The organism is Serratia sp. NA_112.1 (genome assembly GCF_052691715.1).
The window spans coordinates 22304-35787 of record NZ_JBQZFO010000017.1 but is presented as its reverse complement, the minus strand read 5'-3'; the positions used below and the strand labels follow the sequence as shown (position 1 = coordinate 35787).

Annotated in this window: 6 protein-coding genes and 1 riboswitch; of the genes, 5 read left to right on the top strand and 1 reads right to left on the bottom strand. The window is 57.0% G+C overall.

Annotated features, from left to right (window positions below; translation table 11 throughout):
• Positions 1-13 precede the first annotated feature (13 nt).
• On the bottom strand, positions 14-1660 hold the full coding sequence (gene pgi, locus ACUTQ5_RS21085; protein WP_017894221.1) for a glucose-6-phosphate isomerase: 1647 nt from the start codon (positions 1658-1660) through the stop codon (positions 14-16).
• Positions 1661-1932: 272 nt separating this feature from the next.
• Here pgi and ACUTQ5_RS21080 point away from each other — a divergent pair, with 272 nt between their 5' ends.
• The 5 genes from ACUTQ5_RS21080 to ACUTQ5_RS21060 all read left to right on the top strand — a co-directional run bounded on the left by ACUTQ5_RS21080 (position 1933) and on the right by ACUTQ5_RS21060 (position 13470).
• Positions 1933-3741, top strand: coding sequence for a cation:proton antiporter (locus ACUTQ5_RS21080; RefSeq protein ID WP_445652832.1), 1809 nt, complete (start codon positions 1933-1935; stop codon positions 3739-3741).
• Between the two features lie 52 nt (positions 3742-3793).
• A riboswitch (Lysine riboswitch) is annotated at positions 3794-3987 on the top strand.
• 109 nt (positions 3988-4096) lie between these two features.
• The gene (lysC, locus tag ACUTQ5_RS21075; RefSeq protein WP_445652831.1) at positions 4097-5464 is read left to right on the top strand and encodes a lysine-sensitive aspartokinase 3; all 1368 of its coding nucleotides are present in this window, start codon (positions 4097-4099) and stop codon (positions 5462-5464) included.
• Between the two features lie 163 nt (positions 5465-5627).
• Complete coding sequence (gene panS, locus ACUTQ5_RS21070; protein WP_445652830.1) at positions 5628-6545, top strand: ketopantoate/pantoate/pantothenate transporter PanS; 918 nt, start codon at positions 5628-5630, stop codon at positions 6543-6545.
• A 381-nt stretch (positions 6546-6926) separates the two neighbouring features.
• Positions 6927-8603, top strand: a complete 1677-nt coding sequence (locus ACUTQ5_RS21065) for a ShlB/FhaC/HecB family hemolysin secretion/activation protein (protein WP_445652829.1) — start codon at positions 6927-6929, stop codon at positions 8601-8603.
• 43 nt (positions 8604-8646) lie between these two features.
• Positions 8647-13470, top strand: coding sequence for a hemagglutinin repeat-containing protein (locus ACUTQ5_RS21060; protein ID WP_445652828.1), 4824 nt, complete (start codon positions 8647-8649; stop codon positions 13468-13470).
• Positions 13471-13484: the final 14 nt, after the last annotated feature.

Here is a 13484-nt window from a genome sequence, read left to right as displayed (position 1 = left end):
TTCGAGGTAGTACTTAACGCCATTCTTTAAAGCGGTTGATCAGCGCATTGGTTGAGCTGTCATGGCTGCTGACCGCTTCATCACCCGCCAACTCCGGCAAGATGCGGTTAGCCAGCTGTTTGCCCAGCTCCACGCCCCACTGGTCGAAGGTGAAGATGTTCAGGATCGCGCCCTGGGTGAAGATCTTGTGTTCATACAGAGCAATCAGGCTGCCCAGGCTGAACGGGGTAATCTCACGCAGCAGGATGGAGTTGGTCGGACGGTTGCCTTCAAACACCTTGAACGGCGCCACGTGCTTGACCTCCTCCGGCGTTTTGCCCTGTGCAGCAAACTCAGCCTCTACCACCTCCAGCGATTTACCAAACGCCAGCGCTTCGGTCTGTGCGAAGAAGTTCGACAGCAGTTTGGCGTGGTGGTCGCTCAGCGGGTTGTGGCTGATGGCCGGTGCGATAAAGTCGCAAGGCACCAGTTTGGTCCCCTGATGGATCAACTGGTAAAACGCGTGCTGACCGTTGGTGCCTGGCTCGCCCCAGATGATCGGGCCGGTCTGGTAATCCACCGGGTTGCCGTTGCGATCGACATACTTACCGTTGGATTCCATGTTGCCCTGCTGGAAGTAAGCAGCAAAACGATGCATGTACTGGTCGTAAGGCAGGATAGCTTCGGTTTCTGCACCGAAGAAATTGTTGTACCAGATACCAATCAGCGCCAGCAGCACCGGCAGGTTTTTCTCTGCCGGGGTTTGTGCAAAGTGTTGGTCCATCGCATGCGCGCCGCTCAGCAGCTGTTCAAAGTTATCAAAGCCCAGTGACAGGGCAATCGACAGACCAATCGCCGACCATAGGGAATAACGACCGCCGACCCAATCCCAGAATTCGAACATGTTGGCAGTATCGATACCGAACTCACCCACCGCTTTGCCGTTGGTCGACAGCGCCGCGAAATGCTTCGCCACGTGTTTTTGATCGCCAGCAGTGCTCAGGAACCAGTCGCGCGCGCTGTGGGCGTTAGTCATGGTTTCCTGGGTAGTGAAGGTCTTGGACGCCACCAGGAACAGGGTGGTTTCCGGGTTCAGTGGCTGCAGTGTTTCGGCGATGTGAGTGCCGTCAACGTTGGAGACAAAATGCATATTCAGGTGGTTTTTGTATGGGCGTAGCGCCTCGGTCGCCATATAAGGGCCGAGATCGGAACCGCCGATACCGATGTTCACCACGTCGGTAATGGCTTTGCCGGTGTAACCTTTCCAGTCACCGCCAATCACGCGGTCGCAGAACTGTTTCATTTTGGCCAGCACCGCATTCACTTCCGGCATCACGTCTTTGCCGTCCACGATAATCGGGGTATTGCTGCGGTTGCGCAGAGCAACGTGCAGCACCGCACGATCTTCGGTACGGTTGATTTTCTCACCGGCAAACATGGATTTGATCGCGCTTTGCAGATCGGTTTCTTTCGCCAGTGCCTGCAGCTTCTCCAGGGTCTCCGCGCTAATGCGGTTTTTAGAGTAGTCCACCAGCATCTGATCGTTGAAGGTGGCAGAGAACTTGGAGAAACGCTCTTTGTCCTGAGCAAACAGATCGCTGATCTGTACATCTTTCATCTGTTCGAAATGTTGCTGCAGGGCTTGCCAAGCAGCGGTTTGACTAGGATTGATATTTTTCATAGCAACACTCTTAGGCTTGAGAATAAAGATGACGTGGTTGTCCGATTGTAGCCTGTTCGACTGTGATTATGATCTCTTTTCTTGCGATAGGCGCTAACGATCAAACGCTGCCGCATCGTTTCAGCTCTTCCCCTATACTTTTGGATAACAGCCTGTTATCAGGGTGAGTTAACTGTCACCAAACTGTGTCAGATTATCACCACGTCATTGACGTAATTAGGCTAAGGATGCGCGCCAATCAGGCTGCGGTTTGAAACACGAAGGACATTACTATGGAATTATCTGCCCCGTTGATGTTGGTGGTTATTGGATTGAGTTCGCTGCTGGCGCAGTGGCTGGCCTGGCTATTACGCCTGCCGGCGATCCTGCCGCTGCTGGTGTTTGGCGTGGTGCTGGGCCCGGTGGTACATCTGGTCCAGCCGGACGCGCTGTTTGGCAATTTGCTGTTCCCACTGGTGTCGTTGTCGGTGGCCATTATTCTGTTCGAAGGCGCGCTGACGCTGCGGGTCGAGGAAATACGTGGCCTGGGTGGCGTGGTACGCAACCTGGTGACCATCGGCATGCTGATGACCTTCTTGGTGATTGGCGTGGCCTGCTGGTGGCTGCTGGACTTTCCCCCCGAATTGGCGGCGCTGATCGGCGCAGTCACCGTGGTCACCGGCCCGACGGTGATCGCCCCGCTGATGCGGGTAGTGCGGCCCAACGCCAATATCAACCAGGTGCTGCGCTGGGAAGGGATAGTGATCGACCCGGTCGGCGCTATCTTCACCCTGCTGGTGTTTGAATTTATCGTTCTGAAACAGCATTCGGAGTCTTATACCCACCTGTTCTACACCCTGGGCATTACCGCCGCCGTCGGCCTGATGGCTGGCGCACTGTTTGGTTACCTGCTGGGCCTGGCGCTGCGCCGTGTCTGGCTACCCCGCTACCTGCAAAACCTAGCGGTGCTGGCAATTATGCTCACCGCTTTTGGCGTATCCAACGCCATTGCCGACGAGTCCGGCCTGCTGACCGTCACGGTGATGGGGATCTGGCTGGCCAATATGCGCGATGTCGATACCAGCGACATCCTGGCGTTTAAGGAAGAACTGTCGGCGATCCTGATTTCGGCGCTGTTTATCATTTTGGCAGCACGGCTTGATATCCAGGCGCTGTGGAATATGGGCTGGCCGCTGCTGGGCCTGCTGTTGGTGGTGCAGTTTATCGCCCGGCCGCTGTGTATTGCGGTATCGACCTGGCGCTCCTCCCTGCACTGGCGCGATCGGCTGCTGCTGTGTTGGATCTCGCCACGCGGCATCGTCGCCGCGGCGGTCAGTTCGCTGTTCGCCCTGACCTTGCAACGCAGCGGTTACCCAGGGGCCGATCGGCTGGTGACAGTAGTGTTCGCCGTGATCATCGGTACCGTGGTGCTACAAAGCCTGACCAGTAGCCTGATGGCGCGCTGGTTGCGGGTACAGCAGCAAAAACCGCGCGGCGTGCTGATTGTCGGTGCCAACAGCGTGGCACGCATGCTGGCGCAGGCGTTGATCAAAATGAATATCCCGGTGCTGGTCACCGACAGCAGTTGGGAATATTACCGCCAGGCACGCATGGAGGGCATCCCCGCCTATTATGGGCATGCTTACTCCGAGCATGCCGAGAACTATCTTGATCTCAGCGATACCGCGCAGGTGCTGGCACTGTCGCCCAACCGCCATCAAAATGCGCTGGCGGTCTACCACTTCGGCCATATTTTTGGTGAGGGAAAGGTGTTCGCCATCCGTTCCGGCGCACCGTTGAAAGGCCGAGGCAACAGTGGGGAAAGCTCTCGCTTTCGTCGGCATGAAGTTTTATTTAATCAAGAAGCCACCTACGCCCGCTTGAGCAGTCTGATCGCCCATGGCGCCACCATCAAAGCCACCAAGCTGAACGAAAACTTTGGCTGGCTGGAATATATTGAAAAAAATCAGGGGATTATTCCGTTATTCAGCCAACGGGAGGATGGCGCACTGCACCCCATCGGAAACGGTTTCGTTCCGGCGATGCCCTGTACGCTGATTGCACTGGTACAAGATGAAAATCCCTCAACGTCCGGACGTTGACAGCAGCGTGATTACCGGCTATTCCTAACAGCCTACTTGCGCACCCGGTGTGCAAGCCAGAAGAGGTGCGTCGCCCAGGTAGAGTGTCAGAGGAGCCGTTGTCCAATGACGGCACTTGAGGGGGAGCGACGCCGAGGTAAGGTGATGTGCGGCATTCATCGTATCGACTACAGGGGCTGAATCCCCTGAGTTGTCACCAGGGATTGTCCGTAGGGGCAATCAGCAAGGTGGGGCGCTTCTGGGTGTATCGTAGCCTTAACCTCTACGTCTGCCCCCTGCTTATCGCTCCTCCCTTGTGCCAAGGCTATGAAAAAAGCGCTCTCTGAATAGAGCCACCCTGACACGAGGTTTTTACATGAACCAAGCAGCACCCCAGAATTCCACCGTTGTCGCCAAATTCGGCGGCACCAGCGTTGCTGACTACGAAGCCATGAACCGCAGCGCCGACGTCGTACTCGCCAATCCGGACGTACGCCTGGTGGTCTTGTCCGCTTCTGCAGGCGTCACCAACCTGTTGGTGGCTCTGGCCGAAGGCAGCGATGCCGACAAACGCCATTTCCAGCTCGATGAAATCCGTCGTATCCAATACGCTATCCTTGATCGTCTCGACAATCCGGCGGTTGTGCGCGAAGAAATCGACCGCATGCTGGAAAACATCGCCATGCTATCCGAAGCGGCATCGCTGGCAAATTCAGCGGCATTAACCGACGAACTGGTCAGCCATGGCGAACTGATGTCTACCCTGCTGTTTGTGGAGATCCTGCGTACTCGCAAGGTGCAGGCGGAATGGTTTGACGTGCGAAAAGTAATGCACACCGATGACCACTTCGGGCGTGCCACACCGGACAGTGCAGCACTGAGTCAATTAGCCCAATCGCTGCTCAAACCGCGTCTGCAAGAAGCGCTGGTGGTCACCCAGGGCTTTATCGGCAGCGAGCCGAAAGGCCGTACCACTACGCTGGGCCGTGGCGGCAGCGATTACACCGCCGCCCTGCTGGGTGAAGCGCTGAGCGTCAGCCGGGTGGATATCTGGACCGACGTGCCGGGCATCTACACTACCGATCCTCGCGTGGTTCCGGCGGCTAAACGCATTGACCGAATTACCTTCGAAGAAGCGGCAGAAATGGCGACCTTCGGTGCGAAAGTATTGCACCCGGCGACCCTACTGCCAGCCGTGCGCTGCGATATTCCGGTGTTTGTCGGCTCAAGCAAAGATCCGGCCGCCGGGGGCACCCTGGTGTGTAATACCACCGAGAATCCACCGCTGTTCCGCGCGCTGGCGTTGCGCCGCAAGCAAACCCTGCTGACACTGCACAGCCTCAACATGCTGCACGCACGCGGTTTCCTGGCCGAGGTGTTCAACACTCTGGCACGCCATAATGTCTCTGTGGATCTGATCACCACTTCCGAAGTCAGTATCGCGCTGACCATGGACACTACCGGCTCTACCAACACCGGTGGTAGCCCGCTGACCACCTCGTTGCTGACCGACCTGTCATCACTGTGTCGAGTGGAAGTGGAAGAAAACCTGGCGCTGGTGGCGTTGATTGGCAACAAACTTTCCCAGGCCTGCGGCGTCGGCAAGGAAGTGTTTGGCGTGCTCGATCCGTTCAATATCCGCATGATTTGCTACGGCGCCAGCAGCTATAACCTGTGCTTCCTGGTCCCCGGCAACGACGCCGAGCAAGTGGTACGCACCCTGCATCACAATCTGTTCGAATAGTTTTATTAATACCTGCGCTAATAGGCGTATATCGTCGCAGTCAATTTGGGTTCGGACAGCGCACAGGAACCGGAGCGTACGCAAAGTACGTGAGGATTCCGAGCACTGCCCGGGCTCAAAGTGGCCAGTAAGATAGCCTACTAACTGAAGGAAAACCTCATTCATGCTGGCACGATTTACCCGATTATTCCCCTTGTGGGCGGTGCTGCTCGCCGTCGCCGCCTACTTCACCCCCACCACCTTTACCGGTATCGGCCCCTACGTCAGCCCGCTGCTGATGTTGATCATGTTCGCCATGGGCGTCACGCTGCGGCTGGATGACTTCAAGCGCGTGCTGTCGCGACCAGGCCCGGTAGCCGCCGGGATCTTTCTGCATTATCTGATCATGCCGCTAGCCGCCTGGCTGCTGGCGATGCTGTTCCACATGCCGCCGGATCTTTCCGCCGGCATGGTGCTGGTTGGCAGCGTGGCCAGCGGCACCGCTTCCAACGTCATGATCTATCTGGCAAAAGGTGATGTAGCACTGTCCGTCACCATCTCAGCGGTTTCCACTCTGGTGGGCGTTTTCGCCACGCCGCTGCTGACCCGCTTATACGTCGATACCGAGATCAGCGTCGATGTGATGGGCATGCTGCTGAGCATTCTGCAGATCGTGGTGATCCCGATTGGTCTGGGGTTGATCGTCCATCACACCTTTACCAAAACCGTCAAACGCATTGAGCCTATTTTGCCGGCGCTGTCGATGGTGTGCATTTTGGCGATCATCAGTGCCGTAGTGGCAGGCAGTCAAAGCCATATCGCCTCAGTCGGGCTGGTGGTGATCATCGCGGTGATCCTGCATAACGCCATCGGGCTGCTGAGCGGTTACTGGGGCGGCAAGCTGTTTGGCTTTGACGAGTCCACCTGCCGTACGCTGGCGATTGAAGTCGGCATGCAGAACTCCGGGCTGGCGGCAACGCTGGGCAAAATTTACTTCTCACCGCTGGCCGCGCTGCCGGGCGCCCTGTTCTCGGTGTGGCATAACCTGTCCGGTTCGCTGCTGGCGGGTTACTGGTCCGGTCGGCCAATCGGCAAAAAATAATCTCATCCTGGGGCGCAAATGACTGCGCCCCAACCTTCTGCGAAATTTCGTATTTCCCACTGGTCGGATTGTCAGAATTACCCTCACCCTCTATTATCCTAGGACAAAATAAAAATTCAGATACTTCCAATCCGTGCCGATAAGATTTAAATAACGGAAAAGTTAATTACTTATTTAGTTAATTAACTCAACGGAACTGAAAATTAAAACAAGCAGCCTAATTATTATTTAGATATATACCCATCGTCTTAATTTGCCTGCGGCAAATCGAGATATCGCAATGTGCTTGTCGCTCGCTGTTTCGGGCCGGCCTCTGGCCGTCCGTTTCTTGACCTCATGGATTGAGCAGGCCACCCCGCTGGCTTCTCATAATGGATTAAAATGATTAAAAAAACCGCCGCCCTGGTGCTGCTGTTCAGCACTGCGCTCCCCGCCGCTACCCTGCCGGAAATGGAGCATTTTTCGCCGATGGGCGAATCACGCCGCGCCCTGCAAGACGGCACGCGTGAGGTGAATCAGCAGATAGAGCAACGACGCTATCAACAGCTTAAACAACAGCAATTACTGGCAGACCCCGAACCCGCGCCCCCGACATTGCCGCGTTCAGCCCAATGTTTGCCGATTGATGGCGTCTATCTGCAAGGCATTACCCTGTTGTCTGAGAAAGATTTGGCGGCGCTCAGTGCACTGCCACCACGTTGCATCAGCAGTAATGACATCAACCGTCTGACGCGCGAATTAACCCGTTTATACCTTGATAAAGGCTATATCACCGCCCGCGTACAGTTTATTCGCCCTAATGCCGAAGGGGAATTGGGTCTGCGGGTCATCGAAGGATTTATCGAGAAAATAGAGGGTGGCGATCGTTGGGTTAACAGCAAATTATTATTCCCCGGACTGGAAGGCCAACCGCTGAAATTAATCCAGCTCGATCAGGGATTGGATCAGGCCAATCGTTTGCAATCGAACAAAACTCGCCTGGATATATTACCGGGCAACCAAACCGGCGGCTCTATTATTCGGTTGCATAACCAACATACCAAGCCCTGGCTGCTATCCGCCACCCTGGACAATTACGGCCAGAAAAATACCGGCCAGTGGTTGGCTCGCAGCACGGCAACGCTGGACAGCCCGTTTGGGCTGTCGGACTTTGTCAGCCTGAACGTCGCCGGTACCTTGAAAGACCCGTCGCAGCGCTATAACCGCGCCTATACCCTGCTCTATTCCCTGCCCTATGGCGCTTTTACCTTCAGCGGTTTTGCCAGCTATTCGCAATACATGAACCGCCAGCAGTTGGTTTTCAACAGCTATAAGCTGCACGGCCAGACCCAGCAATACGGCCTGCGCGGCGATTATGTGTTCTACCGCGATCGCGATCAAATCAACGCCCTGAGCGGCCAACTGACCCATAAACGTATCAATAACTACTTCGACACCGTGCGCATCAGCCTCGGCAGCCCGACGCTCAGCCTGTTCGAACTGGGGGTGAATCACCTGCAGATCCTGCCTGCCGGGCTAGTCAGCGCCAACCTCAGCGTAGAACAAGGATTGCCGTGGTTTGGGGCCGATAGCCACGGCGGTGCCGGCCTGCCCGATGCCCAATTCACCAAAGGCAAGCTGTTCGCCAACCTTACCCAACGCTTCACCCTGGCCGGTTCCGGTTACCAGCTCAGCAACCTGCTGTATGGGCAATATAGCCGCGATCGGCTGCCCGGCGTGGAATGGCTCAGCCTGACCGACCGCAGCGCGATCCGCGGCTTCAGCCGCAGCACGCTGTCCGGCGATAACGGCTGGTACCTGCAAAATACCCTGTCCCGCAGCTTCAACCTGGGCCAAAGCACCCTCACCCCACGCCTCGGCGGCGACGTCGGCCGGGTGCTACCGCGTGACAACCGCCCCTCGGGTTGGCAAAGCAGTGCAGGTTTGAGCGCCGGGGCCACCCTGCGTTATCAGCGGGCCATCATCGACGTCGAGGCCAGCCGAGGCTGGCTACTGTCCAGCCACGCCATGCCGGACGATCCGATCCAGGTGCTGGCCCGCTTCTCGTACACCTTTTAGTCACTTTCTGCAGTACCACACGGCGATATATGGAGATACATGGATGAAAAATAATAACTTCAGGCTTTCGGCGGCGGGTAAGTTGGCCGCTTCACTGGCGATCATTCTCGCTTCACTTGGCAACGGTTACGCCGGCGAGATCGTGGCGGCTAACGGCGCTAACGGCCCCGGCGTTTCCACCGCCGGTAACGGCGCGCAGGTGGTCAATATTGTTACGCCGAATGACCACGGGCTATCGCATAACCAATATCAGGATTTCAACGTCAACCAGCCCGGCGCGGTGCTGAATAACTCGCGCGACCCCGGACTGTCACAGTTGGCCGGTCAGCTGGGGGCCAACCCGAATCTGAACGGCCAAGCGGCCAGCGTGATCCTCAACGAAGTGATCAGCCGCAATCCGTCGCTGTTGCATGGCCAGCAGGAAATCTTCGGCATGGCGGCCGACTATGTGTTGGCCAACCCGAACGGCATCAGTTGCAACGGCTGCGGTTTTATCAATACCAGCCGTTCGTCACTGGTGGTGGGCAACCCGCTGGTGGAAAACGGCATGCTGCAGGGCTACAGCACCCTGGGTAATCGCAACCCCCTGAGTCTGGATGGCAAACTGAACGCCGGTGGCGTGCTGGACTTGATCGCCCCACGCATCGACAGCCGGGGCGAAGTGCTCGTCACACCGGTATTCGATAAGAAAAGCAGAACAATGGTGGCGGATATCAACGCTATCAGCGGTAATAACCGTGTCTCACGCGAGGCGAAAGTGCTCAGCAGCGAGCCCCCCCTGAGCGCGCTGGACAGCTACTATCTTGGCAGCATGCAGGCCGGACGTATCAACATCATCAACACCGCAGCCGGCAGCGGTGTGAAACTGGCAGGCAAACTGCAGGGCAGCGATGAGATCCGGGTGAAAGCCTACGACATCCGTGCAGAAAGCCAGGTTCGTGACGACAGCAGCAACCGCAACAGCGGTAAGAACTACCAAAACTATCGCGGCGGCATCTATATCAACAACCGCAGCACCAGCCAAAAGCTGGCCCGCACCGAGCTGACAGGCAAAAATATCAGCCTGCTGGCCGATAACAGCAACCACCTGACCGCCACCGATATTCGCGGCGAAGAGGTAAATTTGCAGGGTGCCAACCTGACGCTCGACGGTCAGCAACTCAAACAGACTCAGAGACATACCAATGACCAATGGTTCTATTCCTGGCAGTACGACGTCACCCGCGAAAATGAGCAGCACCAGCAGGTCGGCAGCAGCGTCAGCGCCAGCAAAAACGCCACGCTGACGGCCACCGCACAGGATGTGAAGCTGCTCGGGGCCACGGTCGGAGCCGGTAACTCGCTGAAAATCGATGCCAAACGCGATGTACAGATCGCCGGACTGGTCGAGAAGGATAAAACCAGCGAACGCGGCTATCAGCGTAACCATACATCCCGCCTGCGCACCGGCCGTTGGAACAACAGCAATGAAACCGAAAGCCTGAAGGCCAGCGACCTGCATGCCGGTGGCGATTTGACGCTGAGCGCCGGTAATAGCCTAGTGGCACAGGGAGCCAAGGTGTATGCCGCAGGTAACCTGAAGGTCAATGCCAACGATCAGATCAACATCGACGTGCAAAAAACCGCCAATGCCAAATCGGTGCGTGATAATAAAACCTCTTGGGGCGGTATCGGCGGTGGCTCTAACAAAAACAACAGCTACCGCCGTGAGGTCAGCAACGCTTCCGAGCTGACCGCCGACGGCACCCTGTGGCTGAACGGTAAACAGGGCGTGACCATTACCGGCAGCAAGGTAAAAGGCAACCAGGGCGGTTTTGTTACCGCCAGCAATGGTGGCCTGCGGATTGATAACGCGATTAGCACCAATATCGACAAGGTCAATGCCCGCAACGGTACCGTCTTTAACATCACCAGCAGTTCGCAAAAGTCCAACAACAGCCACCAGCAGTCCACCGCCAGTGAACTGGTTTCCGATACCAACCTGCAACTGGTCAGCCAACAGGATACCGACGTGGTGGGCAGCAAGGTCACCAGCACTGGCAAGCTGGACATCCAGGCCGGGGGCAATATCAATGTCAGCGCGGCAGAGCAACAGCAGCGTATTGATGAGCAGAAAACGGCGCTGTCTGTCAACGGCTACGCCAACGAGAAAGGCGATAAGCAATACCGCGCTGGCTTGCGTATTGAACATACCAGCGATAGCGAGAAAACCACCCGCAGCGAGCAACAGTCTTCAATGCTCAGTGGCGGCAGCGTAGCATTGCAAGCGGATAAAGACGTGACCTTCAGCGGCTCCAAACTGGTGACCACTCAGGGTGATGCCAATGTCAGCGGCAACAACGTCGCCTTCCTGGCGGCGAACAACAAGACCACCAGCGACATCGAGCAAACCAAAATTGGCGGTGGGTTCTATTACACCGGCGGCATCGATAAAGTCGGTTCGGGCATCGAAGGCGGCTATAAGAACAGCAAAACTCAGACGCAAAGCAGCAAGGCCGTTACCTCGGGCAGCGACATCAACGGCAATCTGACTATTAACGCCAAAGACAAGCTGACACACCAAGGCGCGCAGCATCAGGTCGCTGGCAAATATCAGGAGGATGCCAACAGCGTTGCCCACCTGGCCACCACTGACAGCAATAGCAGCAACACCCGCAAAATGGAGGTTGGCGTGGATATCGGTGCTAACGTCGATTACAGCGCCATCACCCGTCCGGTTGAGCGTGCAGTGGGCAAAGCCGCCAAGCTGGACGCCAACGGTGTAATCAACGATATCGGCAGCATCGGCTTGCCGAACGTCGGCATCGACGTGGGTGCCAATGGCGGCAGCAGCGAACAGCGCAGCAGTAGCTCGCAGGCGGTGGTCAGCAACATCAAGGCCGGGGAGATTGAGGTTAAAGCTGCCGGGAAACTGCATGATCGCGGCACTCAATATCAGACTACCCAGGGTAGCGTGACGCTGAAGGCAGACAGCCACCGCAGTGAAGCGGCGGAAAACCACCAGCAGCAGAACCAAAGCGATACCCATGGCAACGCCAGCGTGCGCGTTTACACCAACACCGGCAACGACCTCAACGTCGACGCCAAAGGTGACGGCGGCAACAAGCATAGCGAAAGTCGCGCCAGCCAGGCCGTCACCGGCGGCATCTCCGCAGCCAACGGCATCGACATCCAGGTTAAGCAGGACGCGGTTTACCAGGGCACTTCTCTCGATGCCGGCAAGGGCAAAGCACAGGTGAAAGCCAAAGACGGCAACCTACATTTCGAACAGGCTACCGACCACAGTCACGAGAGCCACAGTGACTTTAATGTCAAAGTGTCGGCCAAAGGCGGATCCACTCCGGAGACCAAAAACTTCGGCGGCGGGCTGGGAGGCGGTCGCAGCCTGGGCGAAAGCGACAGCAGCAGCGCACAGATCAGCAGCATCGGCGGCCAACAGGGCGTGGAGCTGGAAGCCGGTCGTGGGCTGACGCTGCAAGGCAGTCATGTCACCAGTCAGGGCGACGTCACGTTGCAAGCGGGCGACAAGGTGGCGCTACAGGCAGCCAAATCGCACCAGACGCGCAAGGACGATACGCTGTCAGGCAATATCGATCTTGGCGGTAACAGCACCGACAGCGACAAAAAGAGTGCGGGCGGCATTTCCCTCGGCGGCGCATTTGACATCGCCAAGGTCGATGAATCCTCCACCACCCACCAGGGCGGTAAAATCACCGGCGGTGGCGCAGTGAACATTACCGCCAAAGGCACTGGCGACCAGGCACTGCATCTGCAAGGGGCCGAGATCCAGGGCAGCAGCGTCGGCCTGAATACCGAGCATGGCGGTATGGTGCTGGAGTCGGTGCAAAATCAGGAACAGAAAAACAACTGGAACCTCGGGCTGAAAGCGAACGCCAAAGGTGGCCAATCCTTCAACAAGGATGCCAACGGCAAGGTTGACGCCACCAGCGGCAGCGACACCCATACTCTGGGTGCCGGGGTAAAAGTCGGCGTCGATAAGCTGCAGAAAACCACCCAGGGCAACAGCCTGATTAACGCCAACGAAGTGACGATCAACAGCGGTAAAGACACCTCTCTAGCCGGTGCCCGGATCGATGCCGATAACGTACAGGGCAACGTCGGCGGTGACCTGCGCGTCGAGAGCCGTAAAGACAGCGAAAACAGCGTGAAGGTCAATGTGGATGTCGGTCTGAACCACACCAACGATCCGGCCAGCAGCATCACCTCCAAACTGTCGAAAGTGGGCACGCCGCGCTATGCCGATAAAGTGAAAGAGAAGCTGGAGGACGGGATCAACAAGGTTGCTGACGCCACTACCGACAAGTACAACAGCGTGGCCCATCGTCTCTATCCCAAACAGGACACCACCGGCGCGGTTAGCTTCAACAAGGCCGAGGGCAAAGTAACGTTGCCGGAAACTCTGGTGGGTGAAAAAGAACAGGCACCGCTGTGGGATCGCGGCGCTCGCTTCCTCGGCAACAAGCCCAAAGAGAGCCTGACCGGCCCAGCCGGGCTGCAGGGTCTGTTCAAGGTCAAAGCCGACGTGGTCAATAACGATGCGGTGAACGTGCAATCCGCTATCAGCGGGAAAAATGGTGTGGCGCTGAACGTACAGGGCAACACCCAACTGACCGGTGGGAAGATCCGCAGCCAACAGGGTGAAGTAATACTGGGTAACGGCAAACTGGAACAACAGGACGTGGCGGGCAGCCGTTATCAGGGTGGCGGTCACCTTGATGCGGCAGCCTCTGCCGGTGGCCTGCTGGGGATCGTCGGTAAAAGTGTGGCGAATCTGGAGACCCCGATCGGCGGCTATATCAATAGCCAGGCCGCCGATGCCAAGGCAGGTGTTTTTTCGGGTCAATAACTGGTGGTAAATAA